Genomic DNA, 18,495 nt, shown 5'->3' with positions numbered 1-18,495 from the left:
GAAGGTACGTTCTGCGGTAGGGCGGATAACCGCGAAGCGGTTATCCGCCGTTACGCACCTGTGACGCGTCGCTCACCACTTGTAGCTGACGCTGCCCACCACGCTGCGCTGGTCGCCGTAGTAGCAGTAGTAGCCGTCGCAGGACGCCAGGTAGTCCTTGTTGAACAGATTGTTGGCATTGACCGCCACGCTGACGCCTTTCAGGCTGCCGTTCAATTGGCCCAGGTCGTAGCGCACGGCGGCGTCGTACAGGGTGTACGAGCCGGCGTAGCCGTCGTAGGTGTTGGCCTGGTCGCCGTAGGTCGAGCCTACGTAGCGGGCGCCGGCACCCACGCTGAAACCGTTCAGCGTACCCTCGTGCCAGGTGTAGTCGGCCCATAGCGAGGCCTGGTTGCGCGGCGCCTGTTGCAGGCGGTTGCCTGCGTACTGGCCTTTTTTCACTTCGGTGTCGGCGTAGCTATAGGAGCCGATCACTTTCAGATTGTCTGTGACGTTGCTGGTGGCTTCCAGCTCCAAGCCGGTGACCTTAACCTCGCCAGCCTGCGAGGTAGTGGGTGTCCCATTGACGTTGTCGGTGACCCTCACGTTCTCCTGGCGTAGGTCGTAGACGGCTGCGGTGAACAGCGAATCGGAGCCTACGGGTTGATACTTGACGCCCAGTTCCCATTGTTTGCCTTCGGTGGGTTTGAACATCTTGTTGGAGCCTATATCGTCGGCGCCGGTGCTTGGCTGGAATGACTCCGCATAGGAAAGGTAGGGCGCCAGGCCGTTGTCGAAGATGTAGCTCAGAGCTGCGTTACCGCTGAATTTCTTGTCGCGGCTGGTGTTGGTGGCATCGTTCTGATTGTAGAACGTGGCGCCGGCATGTACCCAGTCCTCGCGGCCGCCGAGGGTCAGGCGCCAGTTGTCGAGGGCGATCTGATCCTGGACGTAGAGCCCGGTCTGATAAGTCTTCTGTCGGTAGTCATAGAACGCACTAGAGCGCGATGGCTTGGGAATTGGCTGACCATAGATCGGGTTGTTGACGTTGGTCGGCGGCACACCGGTGAAGTTGTAGATCGAGGTGTAGTCGGTGCGGGTGCGGTTGTGATCGATACCCAGCAGGAGAGTATGGCGCAGCGCACCGGTCTCGAAGTCAGCCTGGAAATTGTTATCTACCACGAACTGACTGATGTCCTCGTCCACCGAGGTCGTCATGCGCTGTAAGGTGCCGTCGGCGCTGGCCGCATCGATACTGCTGGTTGGCGTAAGCGTCTGGAACGACAGGTCGTTGCGCAGGTAGCGCAGGTTCTGGCGGAACTGCCAGACATCGTTGATGCGCCGTTCGAAGGAGTAGCCCAACCAATAGTAGGTGCGGTCGTAGAAGTCCCAGTCCGGATCGCCGAGGTTTTTGTGATGGGAAATCTTTCCGAATGGAGCATCGTATTTGGTCCCGCGTAACGGCAAGAATTGGCTGGTGGCGGCTGTATCGTCGCGGTTGAATTGGCTGAGGAAGGTCAGCCGGGTATCGTCGTCGATGTTCCAGGTCAGGCTCGGGGCGATGTTGTAGCGCTTGTCGTCGATATGGTCGACCTGAGTGTTGCTGTCGCGCACCACGCCGGAGAGGCGATAGAGAAAGCGCCCCTCGTCGTCGATCGGGCCGGTGCTGTCGAAGCTGACCTGCTTGTGGTTGTAGTTGCCGATCTCGGCCTTCAGTTCATGGCTGGCGATGCCCTGCGGGCGCAGGCTGACCATGTCGAGCATGCCGCCGGGCGGGGTCTGGCCGTAGACCGAGGAGGCCGGGCCGCGGAGCAGGGCGAGGCGCTCCAGATTCCAGGTCTCCAGCTTCGGGTTGTTGTATGAGCCTGTCGCCATCGGCAATCCATCGAGGAACTGGGTCGGCTTGAAGCCGCGCACCTTCAACCAGTCGGAACGGGAGTCGCTGCCGAAACTGCTGGCGACGACGCCGGGCATGTAGCGCACCGCGTCGTCGAGGTTGTGCACGGCGCGGTCGGTCATCTGCTGGCGGGTCGCCACCGAGATCGAACGCGGGGTCTCGAGGATCGGCGTATCGGTCTTGGTGCCGGTCATGCTGCGCTTGGCCACGTAGCCGCTGGTCGGCCCCAGTGGGTCTTCCTCGGCGCCGCTGACCGTCATCGCCTGCAGCGACAGGGTGTCTTCCGGCACCTTGCGCAGGCTGTAGGTGCCGCCGGCATTTTCCACCAGTTCCAGGCCGCTGCCCTTGAGCGCTTCGCGCAATGCGCCGGGCGCGTCGAAGCGACCTTGCACGGCGTGGGCGCTGCGTCCTTCGGCGAGCGCCGGATCCAGGGTGAGGACCAGGCCGGCCTGGGCCGCGATGCGGTTCAGGGTGCCTGCCAGCGGCCCGGCGGCGATGCGGTAGTCGCGCACGCTGGCCTGTTCGGCCGGGGCGGCGTGGAGGAACGGTGCGGGAACGGCGAGGGCGATGGCTAGGGCGAGCAGGCCGGGACGGAACGTCGGGCGAGGCATGTGCGGGGCTCCTGGATGGAAACGAGTCTCAATGCCTCCTTGCCGGACGAGTCGGAAAAAGTGATAGGGCCGGCGGGAAAAATTTTTCGCCGGCCCGTTCGGTTCAGCGTGGCACCACTTCGAACCACCAGGCGTTGTGCCTCACGCTGCGCACCGGCAGGCTCGGCTCCAAAGCCTGAAGGGCGAGGCGGGTGTCCTTCAGCGGGAAACTGCCGGTGACGCGCAGGTCGGCGATGCTCGGGTCGACCTGCAGCAGCGCCGGCGAATAGCGCCCCAGTTCCGCCACCAGGTCGGCCAGCCGGGCGTTCTCCACCACCAGCATGCCTTGTGCCCAGGCGCCGGCCAGGGCCGGGGCCGCTTCGCTGGCCTGCAGGCCTTGCGGCAGGATCAGCACCTGCTGGCCTTCCTTGATCACACGCTCTTCGCTGAGCGTTTCCGCGCGCGCGGCCACCGCCGACTGCAACACGGTGAGGCGCGTGCCGGGTTCCTCGCGGCGCACCAGGAAGCGCGTGCCGAGGGCGCGCATGTCGCCATCGGCGCTGCTGACCACGAAGGGGCGCGGGTCGCCATGGGCGGTTTCCACCAGGATCTCGCCGGCCAGTAGCACGACCTGGCGGCGTTCGCCGTCGAAGCGGACGTCGATGGCGCTGCGGCTGTTCAGGCGCACATGAGTGGCATCCGGGAGGGTCAGCTCGCGCTGCTCGCCGGTGGCGCTGTAGGCATCGGCCAGCAGGTAGCGGACCGGGACGTAGCGGTTGGCCACGCCGAGCCCGACGCCTAGCGCCAGCACTAGCCCCAGGGCGCTGCCGCCGAGCCGGCGCAGGCGGCGCTTGAAGCGTGCGTTGCCGGACAGCAGGGCGTTGCGTGCCGGCCCGTTGGCGGCTCTCGCCAGGTGCCGGTCGAGGCCGCCGAGCTGTTCCCAGGCGCGTTCGTGTTCGGGATGCGCCGCGTACCAGCGGTGGAAGGCGCGGTGATCGTCGGGATGGGCTTCGCCGGAGTCGAGCAGCAATTGCCAGGCGATGGCTTCGTCGAGCACCCGCGCGCGTACCGGCGAATGACGATCGTCGGCGCTCACCGGGGCTCTCCGTAGAGGGCGATGTAGCACTGGCGCAGACCCTGGGCCAGGTATTGGCGCACGCGCGGCACCGAGACTCCGAGACGCTCGGCGATCTCCGCGTGGGGCATGCCGTCCAGGCGGCTATAGAGAAACGCGCTACGCGCCTTCAGCGACAGCGTGCCAAGCAGGCGATCGATCTCGCGGAGGTCCTCGAGAATCAGGTACTGCTCTTCGGCCGAAGGCTGCTCCGCTTCCGGAACCAGCGCCAGTTCGGCGAGATAGGCCTGTTCAAGGGCGGCGCGGCGGAAGTGGTCGATCATCAGACCGCGCGCCACCTTCGCCAGGAACGCGCGCGGTTCGCGCAGGCCGGGCAGCTCCGGGCGGCCGAGGAGGCGAACGAAGGTGTCCTGGCTGAGGTCTTCGGCGCGCTGGCGGCAGCCGAGGTTGCGGTTCAGCCAGGCAAGCAGCCAGCCGCGGTGGTCCCGGTACAGGCTACCCACGAATTCGCTGTTGCTGACGTCACCCGCCGACACGACCGCTCCCCATCCCGAAACGGGATTGAATGGAAAAACGAGAATTATTCGCAAATGATCGCAAAGTGCGACTATCCCTGCAATTGGCGTCCGTCGGGAAGCCACTTGAGTCGTCCCGCTGGTTTGCCGGAGGATCGGTGTTCCCATAACAAGAACAGGAGTCTCGCCGTGGCCGAACCTTTGCTGATCATCGGTTCCTATCTGTCCCCCTATGTGCGCAAGGTCCTGGTGCTGCTGGAACTGAAAGGCATCGCCTACCGCATCGACCCCATCGTGCCGTTCTTCGGCGACGAGGCCTTCGAGCGCCTCAGTCCGTTGCGCCAGATACCGGTGCTGGTGGACGGTGACTTCGTCCTCAACGATTCCAGCGTGATCTGCCAGTACCTGGAGGAGCGCTACCCGCAGCCGAGCCTGTATCCCGTCGACATCGGCCAGCGCGCCCAGGCCCGCTGGCTGGAGGAGTACGCCGATTCGCGGCTGGGCCAGGTGATCATCTGGCAGTTGTTCCACCAGTTGGTGATCAACCGTGGCATCTGGCAGCGCGAACCCGACCAGGCGATCCTGCAACGCACCTACGACGAAGACCTGCCATCGATCTGCAACTACCTGGAAGGGCGGGTCCCGCCAAGCGGCTGGCTGTGCGGCGAGCTGTCCATCGCCGATGTCGCCGTCGCCTGCCTGTTCCGCAATGCCCAGTTGGCGCGCTACCAGGTCGACGGCGAGCGCTGGCCGCGCCTGGCGCGCCTGTTGGCTGACGCTTTCGCCCTGCCGGCCTTCCAGCATCTGGCGCGTTTCGAGAAGGCCACCGCGCAGACCCCGGTCGCCGAACAGCGCCAGGCGCTGCGCGAGGCCGGCGCGCCGCTCAGCGCGACCAGCCACGCCCGCGAGCGGCCGGTGCGCGGTCCGATGAGCCGCTGAGAGGGAGTGCGGGCGGCGCCCAGGGCGCCGTCCTGATGAAGCGCCATTCAGCGCCTCGATAAGACCTTCGCGGCGCTGGTGGATCCAGCGTCCGGGCATATTTTATATAGACCAGTCTGTATAAAGCGGAGGCCGCACCGTGATGAACGTCCCCGAAGGGTTCCAGCCGCTGTTCCGCAGCAGTCCGTTGCTCGACCTGCTCGGTCCTTTCTTCTGCCGGCAGGACGCCCAGCGCCAGTTGGTGGTGGCGCTGCGCATCGACGAAAAGCACTGCAACCACGGTGGCACCGCCCACGGCGGCCTGCTCTCGACCCTGGCCGACGTTGGCCTCGGCTACGCCATGGCGTTCTCCCGCGAACCGCCGCAGCCGATGGTCACCGTCGGCCTGCGCCTGGACTTCTGCGGGGTCGCGCGGGTCGGCGACTGGCTGGAGGTGCATACCCGGGTCGACAAGCTCGGCCAGCGCATGGCCTTCGCCTCGGCCCGGCTGCACAGCGGCGAGCGCCTGGTGGCCAGCGCCAGCGGCGTGTTTCATCTGCCCTGAGGCTCGGGCATGCTTGCCCGGTCGTCTGCCGTGAGTTGGGGAGTCAGGTTTGCCGAAGAAGTCCAATGCCGCCGAACGGATCGTCCATGCCACCGCCTCGCTGCTGGCCAGCCGCGGGTATTTCGGCACCGGGCTGAGCGATATCATCGCTCGCGCCGAGGCGCCGAAAGGCTCGCTCTATCACTATTTCCCCGAGGGCAAGCCGCAGATCGCCAGCGCCGCGATCGGCTTCGTCGCCGACGAGGTGGCGTCCTTCCTCGACCGCGCCGGGACCCAGGCCCCCCATGCGCGCAACGTCCTCCGCCAGTTCACCGCGACCCTGCGTGGCTGGCTGGAGCATTCGCGTTTCGAAGAGGCCTGCCCGGTGCTTTCCACCAGCCTGAGCATCGACGCCGAGCTGGCCCCGGTGCACGCTGAATGCCGCCGGGCGCTCCGCGCCTGGCACGCCAGCATCGAGCGTGCGTTGCGCGCCGACGGACTGGCGGAAAAGCTCGCCGCCTCGCGTGCCTGGCTGATCCTCGCGGCGCTGGAGGGGGCGGTCGCGGTGGCCCGCGTCGAGCGGTCGTTCCAGGCGCTGGATGCGATCGAGGAAGAATTGCAGGCGCTACTGCCGGCCTAGGCGGGTGTCGCGCCCAGGCCGGCCAGGTATCCGTCAGTGCTGCACGCTGTCCACCGCGATCGCTTCGCCGGAAACTTCGCGGTAGGCCGTGCGGCGCTTGGCCAGGGCGTAGTGGATCAGGCCGGCCAGGCCGGCGCCGAAGAACCAGGAGAACGGCGATAGCTCGGCGAATGCCGGCAACAATGCCAGCAGGGTGGAGATGATCGCCGCCGGGACGAACGCGGCGATGGCCCGCGGGTTCACCCCTCCCGCGTAGTGATAGGCGCCGGCGCGGCTTTCGGTGTACAGCTCCGGCAGGTTCACCCGGCCTTTCCGCACCAGGTAGTAGTCGACCATGATGATCCCGTACAGCGGGCCGAGCAGCGCGCCGAGGCCGCCGAGGAAGTAGAGGATCACCCCGGGGCTGTTGTACAGGTGCCAGGGCAGGATCAGCACTGCGATGGTCGCGCTGATCAGCCCGGCGCGGCGGAAGTTCAGCAGGTTCGGCGCCAGGTTGGTGAGTACGTAGGCCGGGGCGACGAAGTTGGCCATGATGTTCACCGCCACGGTGACGATCAGCAGCGCCAGGCTGGCCAGCACCAGGAAGAGGGTGTCGGGGATCGCGGCGACGATGTCGGTGGGGCTCTGGATGAGCTGGCCGTCGATCCTGAACTGGGCGCCGGCGAGGACCACCGCGAACAGGCCGAACAGCAGGATGTTCACCGGCAGCCCCCAGAAGTTGCCGACGCTGATGGTGCGGCGGTCCGGGCAGCCGCGGGCGAAGTCGCAGAAGTTCAGGATCATGGTGCCGTACAGGGTCACCCAGAACGCCGCGCCGCCGAAGATCTTCAACCACATCTGCGAACCGCTCATGGGTTCGCCGCTGGACCAGGCGATGGAGGCGCCGGCGCGCAGGTACATCCAGGCGGCGAGGGCGGCGACGGTGAGCAGGATCACCGGTCCGGCGAAGGATTCGTAGCGACGCACCATCTCCATGCCGTAGGCGAAGATCAGCAGTTGCACGCACCAGATGGCGACGAAGGTCGCCCAGCCCAGGCTCGACAGGCCGAGGATGGCGTCCTGGTCGTAGGCTGCGAGCCCCGGCCAGATCGCCGTCAGCAGCACGCGCAGGACGATGGAGGCGAGATAGGTCTGGATGCCGAACCAGGCGATGGCGATCACCGCGCGGATCAGCGCGGGGAGTTGCGCGCCGTGGATGCCGAAGGCGATGCGGCACATCACCGGGTAGGGCAGCCCGGTCTTCTGGCCCATGTAGCCGGACAGGTTCATCAGTCCGTAGACCATTAGCGCGCCCAGGGCCAGCGCGGCGAGGATCTGCGCACCGCTCATGCCGAGGGCGAAGAGGCCGATGGCGAAGGAGTAGTTGGCGATGTTGTGCACGTCGTTGGTCCACAGCGCGAACAGGCTGTAGCGTCCCCAGCGGCGCCCTTCGGCCTTGGTCGGGGCGAGATCGGCGCTGTACAGGCGCGGGCTCAGCGGCGGCAGTTCGGGGCCGGCGTGATGGCTGGCGCGGGGCAGGCAATCGAGACTGGCGGGAGTGCCCAGGTCCAGGCGCGCCGCCGAGAACTCCGCTGCGCGCAGCCCGGCGCGTGGCAGGCAGTCGAGACTGGCCGGAGTGCCCAGGTCGAGCAGTGAGGCGGAGAACTCCGCGCTCCGCTGACCGGCGCGCGGCAGGCTGTCGAGGCTTTCCAGGGTGCCGAGGTCGAGCAGCGAGGGAGAAAACTCGCGGGGCGAGGCGGGCGGCTTCGGGGTGCTGGACATGGCGGTCTCCTCCGGCAGTCGGAAGAACTCGGCGCGAGGTCGGGTTCGTCTGTTGTTTTTGTATACAAGAATTTCGAAGATTTAAGCCAGTTATGTGCCAACCGATCCTCGACCGAATTTTCCGCGCTCTGCGGAAACCGGCCTTTCGGCGGCAAGCCCCTGAAACCGCTTGGGAAAAAGCTGTCGCTTCGATCAGGTAAGAATTTCGAACCGATTCATAGGCTTATGCGGACGGACGAGGGAGAGGGAAAAAAAGCGGGACGCCAGGAGGTCGCATTGGGAAAATTGTGCACAATAATTGTGCCCAGTGTTACCGCTGCGCCCGTCGACGGTGCGCGGCGCGAAGCTCAGCCCGTCCGGGAAATATCCAGGCCCTTCAACTGCCCGATCATCCACGCATGGGCGTCACGCCCGACATGCTGGACGTGGCTGTAGAGCCGCAGCACGTAGGGCGGAATGTCGAACGGAGCGGGATACAGGGCGAGGCCGGCGGCTTCCGCCAGGGCCCGTGCGGCATGTCGCGGAGCGGTGAGCAGGAAATCGGTGGAGCCTGCCAGGAACAGCGCCGCCAGCACCGTCGGCAGTTGCACCGCCACTTCGCGACGCAGGCCGGAGCGGGCCAGCAGCCGGTCGATCACCCCGCTGTCCTCGTTCCACGGCGTCACCACCGCATGCCGTTCGGCCAGGTAGCCCTCCAGCGTCGGCGCCCCGGCGAGGCGTGGGTGGTCGCGCCGCGCTACCACCACGTAGCGGTCGGCGAACCAGTCATGGGCCTGGATGCCTTCGGGCAGGCGCTCGTGTTCCTCGTCGTAGCCGAGGGCGAAATCGATCCGCCCGCTGGCCAGGGCCTCCACCGACAGCTTGCGTTCCGCATTGACCAGGCGCAGGCGCACTCCGGGCGCGCTGTGCTGCAGGCGGTTCATCAGCGGCGGAAGCAGGGCGAAAGCGGTGTAGTCGGTGGCGGCGAAGACGAAGGTGCGCTGGCTCTGTCCCGGTACGAACGGCCGCCACTCTTCCAGCCCCTCGCCGAGGGCGCGCAGGGCGGCGGCCACCGCAGCGGCCAGGTGCTCGGCACGCTGGGTCGGCTGCATGCGATTGCCCTGGCGCAGGAACAGTTCGTCGTCCAGCCCCTGGCGCAGGCGCCCCAGCGCATGGCTGAAGGCCGAGGCGCTGATCGCCAGTTCGCTGGCTGCGGTGCCGACGTTGCGGTGGCGATACAGGGCGTCGAAGACAAGCAGGAGGTTGAGATCGAGACGGCGCAGCAGGGGATGCATGTTATTCAGTTGCCGATGATAAGAATGCACTTCATGCATCTTAGCAGGCGCACTAGGATGGCCGGATCCCCCACCGGAAGGTTGCCCATGACTCTCAAAATCCGTCCCGCCGTACCGGCCGACGCCGAACAGATCCTTGCCTTCATCATCGAACTGGCCGACTACGAGCGCGCCCGCCATGAGGTGGTCACCGATGTCGAAGGCATCCGCCGCAGCCTGTTCGCCGAAGGCTCGCCGACCCGCGCGCTGATGTGCCTGAGCGAAGGCCGGCCGATCGGCTATGCGGTGTATTTCTACAGCTACTCGACCTGGCTGGGGCGCAACGGCATCTACCTCGAAGACCTCTACGTCACCCCTGAGTACCGTGGCGTCGGCGCCGGTCGCCGGCTGCTCCGCGAGCTGGCCCGCGAGGCCGTGGCCAACGACTGCGGACGCCTGGAGTGGAGCGTGCTGGACTGGAACCAGCCGGCCATCGACTTCTACCGCTCCATCGGCGCGCTGCCGCAGGACGAGTGGGTGCGCTACCGGCTGGATGGCGAGGCGTTGCGCAAGATGGCGGAGTAGCTGGCGGCAAGCCGGCGTTGATGCCGGGGGAGTGCGTGGGGGTAGGGCGAATAGCGCCTGGCGATATCCGCCAGTTTCTCACCGAGGACGCCTGGCGCCTGCCGAGTCATCGCCACCGGTATCCATGCCGCTCTCCCGTAGCGCTGTAGCGTTGTCCCGCAGGAACGCCCACAGGCGTTCCGCTACCGGGCCCTGCGCGCGATCGCGCCGGCGCGCCGCCACCACCTCTTCGCTGCGTCCTGGCAGATGCGGCCCGGCCAGAGCGAGCAGGCGGCCGTCGGCCAGTTCCTCGTCGACCAGGAAGTCCGGCAGGTGCCCCCAGCCGAGGCCCTGGAGGATCACCTCTTTCTTCGTTCGCTGGTCCGGCACGCTGCACTGTCGCGCGCCGGCGAGCATGAAATAGTCCGTCGGCGGAGAATGGCGGGCGCTGTCGCGCATCACACACTGGGCGAAGGGGCGCAGTTGTTCCGGGCGCACCGGTCGCGGCGGAGGATCGCCGAGCAGGCCCGGCGCGATGACCGGGACCAGCCCGACCCTGCACAGGTCGAGCCATTCCAGGCGTGGGTCGGACTTGTCCACGCGATGCAGGATCAGGTCGGCCTCGCCGTCCAGCAGGCGCTCCAGCGGGCCGCTGACGGTTTCGAACAGCAATTGCAGGCGGGTCTGCGGCTGGCTGCCGAAGAACCCTGCGAGCAGCGCCAGGGCCGGGCGCGGCGGGCAGAGGTCGCCCAGTACCACGCGCAGCTCGCTTTCCTCGCCCTGGGCCAGGTGCGCGGCGTGGCCACGCAGCCCTTCCAGTTCGTAGAGCAGGGCCTGGGCACGCTGGTGGAAGGAGCGACCGGCGGCGGTCAGGCCGACCCGGTAGCCGCCCCGTTCCAGCAGCACCAGGCCGAGCTGGCGCTCCAGCCGGGCAACGGCGGCGAACACCGCCGGATGGGAGCGGTGCAGGCGCTGTGCGGCGGCCTGGAAGCCGCCGGCGTCGACCACCGCGTCGAAGCATTGGAGGTCGTGGAGGGTGAAGTCGTGCATGTCAGCTTCCCTGACAGAGTCGTTCCATTCTTTGTAGTTTTTCCCAGGGACCGTCGCAACTAGCCTGGCGTGCATGGCAATCACCCTGACCCCGGAGGCTCCCATGGGCAACCTGTCTTTTCTCGCTACCAGCGACGGCGCCAGCCTCGCCTATCGCCTGGATGGTGCGGCAGAGAAACCGCTGCTGGCGCTCTCCAACTCCATCGGCACCACCCTGCACATGTGGGATGCGCAACTCCCGGCACTGACCCGGCACTTCCGCGTCCTGCGCTACGACGCCCGCGGCCATGGCGCCTCCAGCGTGCCGCCGGGGCCCTACACCCTGGCCCGGCTGGGCGAGGACGTACTGGAGCTGCTCGACGCGCTGGAGGTACGGCGCGCGCATTTCCTCGGCCTGTCCCTGGGCGGGATCGTCGGCCAGTGGCTGGCGCTGCATGCGCCGCAGCGGATCGAGCGGCTGGTGCTGGCCAACACCTCGGCCTGGCTCGGCCCGGCGGCGCAGTGGGACGAGCGCATCGCCGCGGTGCTGCAGGCCGAGGACATGAGCGAGACCGCCGCGGGTTTCCTCGGCAACTGGTTTCCGCCGGCGCTGCTGGAGCGCGCCGAGCCCGTCGTCGAGCGCTTCCGGGCGATGCTCATGGCCACCAACCGGCACGGCCTGGCCGGCTCCTTCGCGGCGGTGCGCGATACCGACCTGCGCGCGCAACTGGCGCGGATCGAGCGGCCGACCCTGGTGATCGCAGGGGCGTACGACACGGTCACCGCCGCCAGCCACGGCGAGCTGATCGCCGCGTCGATTGCCGGGGCCAGGCTGGTTACGCTGCCGGCGGTGCACCTGTCGAACGTCGAGTTCCCGCAGGCGTTCGAAGGCGCGGTGCTGAGCTTTCTCGGCGCAGACTGATTACGCTATCGTCGCGCCTTTTCCCTCGGCGCAGGAGCCGACATGAACGAGCCGGGCAGTTTCATCTGGACGTGGTACGGGCAGGATGAGCATCGATGGGTCCTGCTCAGCGCAGAGGCGTTCCTGGCGCTCGATTTCCTGGCCCTTGACGGTGCCATGCAGAGAGAGACCATCGGCAGTTGCCCGGGCTGCTCTACCTGGTCGGAGAAGGTCGTGCCGTTGCACGAGTGGCTCGAAGGCTGTCCGGGTCACCAGGCCGGGAGTTTTCGCGATGCCTTGAGGCGTGTCTGGGCGCTGTGCAACGAGCTGCCCGAGGAAGCGCTGGGCTGCTTCGACTTCGACATCTATGCCCACCCCGGATGGCAGGCGGTACGTCGAGAGGCCCGGGAGGCGCTGCGGCAGAACGGTTGGGACAGCATCCGTAGCCACGCCGAGGAGCTGCGCGACGACTGTTGGGAGCGTGTGCATGGCTACCCGAAGAAATGAAAAAGCCGCCCCTCGGGGCGGCTTTTCGTTGCGCTGCGGCGAACGGCCTACAGCCCGTTCTTCGCCTTGAACTCACGGCGGCGGCGATGCAGGACCGGCTCGGTATAGCCGTTCGGCTGCCGGGTGCCTTCCACCACCAGCTCCAGGGCGGCCTGGAACGCGACGTTGTCGTCGAAGTTCGGCGCCATCGGCCGGTAGGACGGGTCGCTGGCGTTCTGCCGGTCGACCACCACGGCCATGCGCTTGAGGCTCTCGACCACCTGCTCCTGGCTGATCACGCCGTGACGCAGCCAGTTGGCCAGCAGTTGGCTGGAGATGCGCAGGGTGGCGCGGTCTTCCATCAGACCGACGTCGTTGATGTCCGGCACCTTGGAGCAGCCGACGCCCTGGTCGATCCAGCGGACGACATAGCCGAGGATGCCCTGGGCGTTGTTGTCCACCTCGTTCTTGATCTCTTCCGCGGTCCAGTTGGTGTTCGGCGCCAGCGGAATGGTCAGGATGTCGTCCACCGAGGCCGGGGTGCGCTTGGCCAGCTCGGCCTGGCGGGCGAACACGTCGACCTTGTGGTAATGCAGGGCGTGCAGGGTCGCGGCGGTCGGCGACGGGACCCAGGCGGTGTTGGCGCCGGCCAGCGGATGGCCGATCTTCTGCTCGAGCATGGCGGCCATCAGGTCGGGCATGGCCCACATGCCCTTGCCGATCTGCGCCTTGCCTTGCAGGCCGGTGGCCAGGCCGACGTCGACGTTGTTGTTCTCGTAGGCGCCGATCCACTTCTCCGACTTCATGGCGCCCTTGCGCACCACGGCGCCGGCTTCCATGGAGGTGTGGATCTCGTCGCCGGTGCGGTCGAGGAAGCCGGTGTTGATGAACACCACGCGATCCTTGGCCGCCTTGATGCAGGCCTTCAGGTTCACGGTGGTGCGGCGCTCCTCGTCCATGATGCCGACCTTCAGGGTGTTGCGCGGCAGGCCGAGGACGTCCTCGACGCGGCCGAACAGCTCGTTGGTGAAGGCGGCTTCTTCCGGACCGTGCATCTTCGGCTTGACGATATACACGCTGCCGGTGCGGCTGTTCTTGCGGCTGGTGTTGCCGTTCAGGTCATGAATGGCGATCAGGCTGGTGAACAGACCGTCCTGGATGCCTTCCGGCACTTCGTTGCCGTCCTTGTCGAGGATCGCATCGTTGGTCATCAGGTGGCCGACGTTGCGCACGAACAGCAGCGAGCGGCCGTGCAGGGTCAGTTCGGAACCGTCGGCCCTGGTGTAGACGCGGTCCGGGTTCATGGTGCGGGTGAAGGTGCTGCCGCCCTTGCTGACTTCCTCGGCCAGGTCGCCTTTCATCAGGCCCAGCCAGTTGCGGTAGATCACTACCTTGTCGTCGGCGTCGACCGCGGCGACCGAGTCCTCGCAGTCCATGATGGTGGTGAGGGCGGCTTCCATCAGCACGTCCTTCACGCCTGCGGCATCGGTCTGGCCGACCGGGCTGCTCGGGTCGATCTGGATTTCGAAGTGCAGGCCGTTGTGCTTGAGCAGTACCGCTTGCGGCTTGGCGGCGTCGCCCTGGAAGGCAAGGAACTGGCCAGCATTCTTCAGGCCGGTTTCGCTGCCGTTCTTCAGCGCGACGACCAGCGCGCCGTTCTTCACGCTGTAGGAAGTGGCGTCGACATGGGAGCCGGACTCCAGCGGCGCGGCCTCGTCGAGGAAGGCGCGAGCGAAGGCGATGACCTTGTCGCCGCGAACCTTGTTGTAGCCCTTGCCTTTCTCGGCGCCGCCTTCTTCGCTGATCACGTCGGTGCCGTAGAGTGCGTCGTACAGCGAGCCCCAGCGGGCGTTGGAGGCGTTGAGGGCGAAGCGCGCATTCATCACCGGCACCACCAGCTGCGGGCCGGCCATGCGGGCGATCTCGTCGTCGACGTTCTGGGTGCCGGCCTGGAAGTCTTCCGCCTCGGGCAGCAGGTAGCCGATTTCCTCGAGGAAGGCCTTGTAGGCAGCGGCGTCGTGGGCCTGGCCGGCGCGAGCCTGGTGCCAGCCGTCGATCTTGGCCTGGAGTTCGTCGCGCTTGGCGAGCAGGGCTTTATTCTTCGGCGCCAGGTCGTTGATCACGGCCTCCGCACCGGTCCAGAACGTGTCGGCAGAGACGCCGGTTCCGGGGATGGCTTCGTTGTTCACGAAGTCGAACAGGACTTTGGCGACCTGCAGGCCACCGACTTGAACGCGTTCAGTCATTGTTTGCCTCACTCTGCTCTAGACCAGCTCTGGACCCGGGCCGCACGGCCTTGTAGTCCGAGCCGCGGCATACTACATGATGCTGCGGGAAAAATCAGTGGTTACGCGTCGCGTTACGACTGGATGACGCTTCACGGTCACGTTGGCCAGGCTCAATGTTCGCAAAAAAACTGTACTTTGTTCCAGATAAATCTAAAAACAGTACACGATTTATCGCGAGCCCAACTGCGGCGCGGCGTCGCAGGATGTTTCACTGCGCTGCGAGCGCCTTGCCTATACTCCGGAATCGCCCCAGGAGCCTCGCCATGCCCGTCCATGCCGCATCCCTCGCCGATCTCGCCGACCTGGTTCCGCTGTTTTCCGCCTACCTCGACTTCTACGAAGTGCCGGCGCCGGAAGAGCAGGTTCGCGCATTCCTCGCCGAGCGCCTGCGCCAGGGCGATTCGACCCTGTTCCTGGCCAGGGATGCCGAGGCGCGGGCGCTGGGCTTCGTCCAACTCTATCCGCTGTTCGCCTCCCTGGCGCTACGACCTTCGTGGCTGTTCAGCGATCTCTACGTCCGCCCGGAGGCGCGTCGCCGGGGTGTCGGCGAGGCCCTGATGAACCAGGCCCGGGGTTTCGCCGAAAGCATGGGCGCCTGCGGCCTGCAACTGGAGACGGCGAAGACCAACCACGCCGGGCAGTCGCTCTACGAGCGCCTCGGCTATGTCCGTGACGAACAGTTCTACACTTACTGGCTGCAGCTCTGAACTCCCATTCGTCCCAGCAGGAGGCAAGCTCATGGATCACCTGGTCCTGACCGTGATCGCCACCGACCATCCCGGCCTGGTCGAGCGCATCGCCCAATGCATCGCCTCCCACGGCGGCAACTGGCTGGAAAGCCGCATGTCGCGGATGGCCGGGCAGTTCGCCGGGATACTGCGGGTGGCCGTGCCGGCGGAAGGCTACGACGAACTGGTGGAAGGGCTACAGGGCCTGTCCAGCCACGGTATCCGCGTGCTCCTGGCGGAAAGCGGGATCGAGCCGGTATGCAACTGGAAGCCTATCCACCTCGACCTGGTGGGCAACGACCGCCCCGGTATCGTGCGTGACATCACCCGGCTGCTGGCCGAGCACGGGGTGAACCTGGAGAGCCTGTCCACCGAAGTGCGCCCGGCGCCGATGAGCAGCGAACCGCTGTTCCATGCCGATGCGCTGCTGGCGGTGCCGCTGACCCTGTCGCTGGACACCCTGCGCGAGCGACTGGAAGACCTGGCCGACGACCTGATGGTGGAATTGGTGCTGGACGCGTCCTGAAGTTGTTCAGGAAAGCCGGGGACGGGCCTGTGGAAAAGCCTTGGGTGAAACCCTGAAGCCCAGGCGCCGCGAGGCTTGGAGGTCGTAGCGCGTTTTTTGACCAGCTGCGTTGCGGTTATTCCCAAACCAGGTGGACCAGCCTGTGGGTATTCTGTGTGGATAACCTTGCAGGCCTTTATCCATGGGCGATACAAGGGTTTGGTCGTTTTCTGAGCAGCCTCTCTTGCGCTTTTGCTTGTGGATTAACCTTCGCCGCTATCGTTGCCCCTGTGCACAAATAACGTGGAGCAGTCTGTGGGTAAGCCGGGGAAAAATCCATGCAGGCCTTTATTCATCGGTATTACAGGTATCCGTACGTTTTTTGATCGATGGCTTTTCCGGTTCATCCACAGTTGCTCACAAAAGCCTTGGGCAGCTTTGTGGATAAGCCTTGTGTATATCGTTGTAACCCTTGGTAAGCCTGGCATGCAGCGGTATGCTCAAAGACTGATCAGGCGCTTTGCAGGGCCTCTTCCGAAGAGTTATCCACGTGCCTGCGGAGAGGAGAAGGCAGGTCTATGCACAAAGTGCGTGCATGATCCTGTGGAAAAGCCTGGGGTGGATCGCTGAGCGTCAGTATTGGCGGGGGATAGGAAGGAGTGCGTGTTTTTTCGCCAGGCTTGCGGAGTTCCGCAAGCCTGGGGATAACGTCAGCCCGGCTGGGGAAGGCGGCGCAGGCTGCGCCAGGCGTCGAAGCTGTAGACGGCCAGGGCGAGCCAGATGAAAGCGAAGGCGGTCAGGCGGCTGGAGTCCAGATGCTCGCCGAACAGCAGGATCGCCTGTAGCAGGACCAGCGTCGGCGCCAGGTATTGCAGGAAGCCCAGGGTGGCGTAGGGCAGGTGCCTTGCCGCAGCGTTGAAGCAGACCAGCGGAACCAGCGTCACCGGGCCCGCGGCGACCACCCACAGGGCTTCCGGGGTGCTCCAGAAAGCCGTTTCGCTGGTCGGCCCGTCGGCGAAAAACAGCAACCAGACCAGCGCCAGCGGCAGCAGCAGCCAGGTTTCCACCACCAGTCCGGGCAGCGCGGCGACCGGCGCCTTTTTGCGGATCAGGCCGTAGAAGCCGAAGGTCAGGGCCAGCACCAGCGACACCCAGGGCAGGCTGCCGAGTTGCCAGACCTGCTGCGCCACGCCCAGCGAAGCCAGGGCCACCGCCAGCCATTGCAGGGGACGCAGGCGTTCCTTGAGCAGCAACATGCCGAGCATCACGTTGATCAGCGGATTGATGTAGTAGCCCAGGCTGGCTTCCAGCATGTGGCCGTTGTTCACCGCCCAGACATAGGTCATCCAGTTGCTGGCGATCAGCAGTCCGCTGGCGGCCAGCACGACGAAGCGCTGCGGATTCTGGCGCAGCTCGCGCCACCAGCCCGGGTGCTTCCAGAACAGCAGCAGGACGGCGCCGAACAGGGCCGACCAGACCGCGCGCTGGACGATGATTTCCACCGCGGGAATGCGTTCGAGCAGTTTGAAGTAGAGCGGGAACAGTCCCCAGATCACATAAGCCGTCAGGCCGAGGACATAGCCCCGACGGAGGTTGGCGGTCGCCATGGAGAATCCTTGAAACGTCAGGCAGGTAAGAATGGCCGTGCACGGTATGCACGCGCGGATGACCTGTGAATTCTAGTAGGGGGGTGGCGAGCTTGTCTGCGCACAGTTCCCGCGGAAAAGCACCGGCACACTTGCCGTTCCCTCGCCTGCCCCGCGGCGGGACGGATAGCGCCGCGCGCCATTCGCCCCGTCCGCAGGAGGCTCAGAACAGTCGCAGCGGTTCCTCGTCCAGCGCCGCCAGTTGTTCGCGCAGCACCAGCACCTGCTCGCCCCAGTAACGTTCGCTGCCGAACCAGGGGAAGCTCGGCGGGAACGCCGGGTCGTCCCAGCGCCGCGCGAGCCAGGCGCTGTAGTGCATCAGGCGGAGGCTGCGCAGGCCTTCGAGCAGCGGTAGCTGGCGCGGGTCGAAGTCGTGGAACTCGTTGTAGCCGTCGACCAGTTCGGCAATCTGCGCCAGGCGTTCGTGGCGCTCGCCGGCGAGCATCATCCACAGGTCCTGGAGGGCCGGGCCCATGCGGCAGTCGTCGAGATCGACCATATGGTAGACCTCGTCGCGGCACAGCAGGTTGCCCGGATGGCAGTCGCCGTGCAGGCGGATCGGCTGGTAGGGCACCTCGGCGAACAGGGCGTCGAGGCGTTTCAGCAGGTCGCGGGCGACCGACTCGTAGGCCGGCAGCAGGCTCCTGGGGATGAAATTGCCTTCCAGCAGGGTGGCCAGCGAGGCGTGGCCGAAGTTATCCACAGCGAGCGCCTCGCGGTGCTCGAACGGCCGCGTGGCGCCGACCGCGTGCAGGCGGCCGAGCAACTGGCCGAGGCGGTAGAGCTGGTCGAGATTGCCCGGCTCGGGCGCGCGCCCGCCGCGCCGCGGGAACAGGGCGAAGCGGAAGCCGGAGAATGCGAACAGGCTTTCGCCGTCGCGCGACAGCGGCGCCACCACCGGCACCTCGCATTCCGCCAGCTCGGCGGAGAAGGCGTGCTCCTCGCGGATCGCCGCGTCGCTCCAGCGGTCCGGTCGGTAGAACTTGGCGATCAGCGGCTCGCCGTCCTCGATGCCGACCTGGTACACGCGGTTTTCGTAGCTGTTGAGCGCCAGCACCCGTGCGTCGCTGAGATAGCCGAGGCTTTCCACGGCATCCAGGACGAGGTCGGGGGTCAGTTGGTCGAAGGGATGGGACATGACGGGGCATCCAAAGCTCGAAAGACCCCTAGTGTACG

At 66.2% G+C, this 18,495-nt stretch carries 17 protein-coding genes; 8 read left to right on the top strand and 9 right to left on the bottom strand.

The annotated features are described in order from the left end of the window. Positions 1-72: 72 nt before the first annotated feature. From HMPREF3014_RS17010 to HMPREF3014_RS17000, 3 genes are all read right to left on the bottom strand, one after another. Positions 73-2,487, bottom strand: coding sequence for a TonB-dependent siderophore receptor (locus HMPREF3014_RS17010; protein WP_003142701.1), 2,415 nt, complete (start codon positions 2,485-2,487; stop codon positions 73-75). Positions 2,488-2,590: 103 nt separating this feature from the next. Continuing rightward, positions 2,591-3,562, bottom strand: coding sequence for a FecR domain-containing protein (locus HMPREF3014_RS17005; protein ID WP_003113263.1), 972 nt, complete (start codon positions 3,560-3,562; stop codon positions 2,591-2,593). After that, entirely contained in the window at positions 3,559-4,077 is a 519-nt protein-coding gene (locus HMPREF3014_RS17000; RefSeq protein ID WP_003084762.1) for an RNA polymerase sigma factor, read from the bottom strand. Before HMPREF3014_RS17000 ends, HMPREF3014_RS17005 begins: the two co-directional genes overlap by 4 nt. A 168-nt stretch (positions 4,078-4,245) precedes the next feature. On the opposite strand from HMPREF3014_RS17000, the gene HMPREF3014_RS16995 reads away from it, so the two are divergent. The 3 genes from HMPREF3014_RS16995 to HMPREF3014_RS16985 all read left to right on the top strand — a co-directional run bounded on the left by HMPREF3014_RS16995 (position 4,246) and on the right by HMPREF3014_RS16985 (position 6,158). Beyond that, complete coding sequence (locus HMPREF3014_RS16995; RefSeq protein ID WP_003105233.1) at positions 4,246-4,995, top strand: glutathione S-transferase family protein; 750 nt, start codon at positions 4,246-4,248, stop codon at positions 4,993-4,995. Positions 4,996-5,134: 139 nt separating this feature from the next. Next, complete coding sequence (locus HMPREF3014_RS16990) at positions 5,135-5,539, top strand: PaaI family thioesterase (RefSeq protein WP_003118845.1); 405 nt, start codon at positions 5,135-5,137, stop codon at positions 5,537-5,539. 49 nt (positions 5,540-5,588) lie between these two features. Beyond that, positions 5,589-6,158 carry a TetR/AcrR family transcriptional regulator gene (locus HMPREF3014_RS16985; protein WP_003084771.1) on the top strand — a complete coding sequence of 190 codons (570 nt, stop codon included), beginning with the start codon at positions 5,589-5,591 and terminating at the stop codon, positions 6,156-6,158. Positions 6,159-6,191: 33 nt separating this feature from the next. Here the strand turns inward: HMPREF3014_RS16985 and HMPREF3014_RS16980 are convergent, their stop codons facing one another. Together HMPREF3014_RS16980 and HMPREF3014_RS16975 are read right to left on the bottom strand one after the other, a co-directional pair. Then, complete coding sequence (locus tag HMPREF3014_RS16980) at positions 6,192-7,919, bottom strand: NCS1 family nucleobase:cation symporter-1 (RefSeq protein ID WP_003117922.1); 1,728 nt, start codon at positions 7,917-7,919, stop codon at positions 6,192-6,194. Between the two features lie 347 nt (positions 7,920-8,266). Further along, entirely contained in the window at positions 8,267-9,193 is a 927-nt protein-coding gene (locus HMPREF3014_RS16975; RefSeq protein WP_003105226.1) for a LysR substrate-binding domain-containing protein, read from the bottom strand. 87 nt (positions 9,194-9,280) lie between these two features. On the opposite strand from HMPREF3014_RS16975, the gene HMPREF3014_RS16970 reads away from it, so the two are divergent. Continuing rightward, positions 9,281-9,757, top strand: a complete 477-nt coding sequence (locus HMPREF3014_RS16970; protein ID WP_023086917.1) for a GNAT family N-acetyltransferase — start codon at positions 9,281-9,283, stop codon at positions 9,755-9,757. 78 nt (positions 9,758-9,835) lie between these two features. On the opposite strand, the gene HMPREF3014_RS16965 is transcribed toward HMPREF3014_RS16970, so the two are convergent. Continuing rightward, entirely contained in the window at positions 9,836-10,786 is a 951-nt protein-coding gene (locus HMPREF3014_RS16965) for a LysR family transcriptional regulator (RefSeq protein ID WP_003160882.1), read from the bottom strand. A 103-nt stretch (positions 10,787-10,889) separates the two neighbouring features. Between HMPREF3014_RS16965 and pcaD the strand changes: the two genes are divergently transcribed. Both pcaD and HMPREF3014_RS16955 read left to right on the top strand, forming a co-directional pair. Continuing rightward, positions 10,890-11,687 (top strand): 3-oxoadipate enol-lactonase, encoded by a 798-nt coding sequence (pcaD, locus tag HMPREF3014_RS16960; RefSeq protein WP_003105224.1) that lies wholly within the window; start codon positions 10,890-10,892, stop codon positions 11,685-11,687. A gap of 42 nt (positions 11,688-11,729) precedes the next feature. Then, complete coding sequence (locus HMPREF3014_RS16955; protein ID WP_003105223.1) at positions 11,730-12,173, top strand: hypothetical protein; 444 nt, start codon at positions 11,730-11,732, stop codon at positions 12,171-12,173. A 47-nt stretch (positions 12,174-12,220) separates the two neighbouring features. On the opposite strand, the gene HMPREF3014_RS16950 is transcribed toward HMPREF3014_RS16955, so the two are convergent. Further along, positions 12,221-14,398, bottom strand: coding sequence for a malate synthase G (locus HMPREF3014_RS16950; protein WP_003105217.1), 2,178 nt, complete (start codon positions 14,396-14,398; stop codon positions 12,221-12,223). A 305-nt stretch (positions 14,399-14,703) separates the two neighbouring features. On the opposite strand from HMPREF3014_RS16950, the gene HMPREF3014_RS16945 reads away from it, so the two are divergent. Next, on the top strand, positions 14,704-15,147 hold the full coding sequence (locus tag HMPREF3014_RS16945) for a GNAT family N-acetyltransferase (protein WP_034016703.1): 444 nt from the start codon (positions 14,704-14,706) through the stop codon (positions 15,145-15,147). 31 nt (positions 15,148-15,178) lie between these two features. After that, on the top strand, positions 15,179-15,694 hold the full coding sequence (locus HMPREF3014_RS16940; RefSeq protein ID WP_003084789.1) for a glycine cleavage system transcriptional repressor: 516 nt from the start codon (positions 15,179-15,181) through the stop codon (positions 15,692-15,694). Between the two features lie 689 nt (positions 15,695-16,383). On the opposite strand, the gene rarD is transcribed toward HMPREF3014_RS16940, so the two are convergent. Both rarD and HMPREF3014_RS16930 read right to left on the bottom strand, forming a co-directional pair. Then, a complete protein-coding gene (rarD, locus tag HMPREF3014_RS16935; RefSeq protein WP_003103301.1) occupies positions 16,384-17,280 on the bottom strand; it encodes an EamA family transporter RarD in 897 nt (298 codons plus the stop codon). A gap of 202 nt (positions 17,281-17,482) precedes the next feature. Beyond that, complete coding sequence (locus HMPREF3014_RS16930) at positions 17,483-18,457, bottom strand: serine/threonine protein kinase (RefSeq protein ID WP_003084794.1); 975 nt, start codon at positions 18,455-18,457, stop codon at positions 17,483-17,485. Positions 18,458-18,495 lie beyond the last annotated feature (38 nt).

Source organism: Pseudomonas sp. HMSC065H01 (assembly GCF_001815235.1).
GTDB lineage: Bacteria > Pseudomonadota > Gammaproteobacteria > Pseudomonadales > Pseudomonadaceae > Pseudomonas > Pseudomonas aeruginosa.
This window is presented reverse-complemented; position numbering and strand designations above follow the sequence as displayed.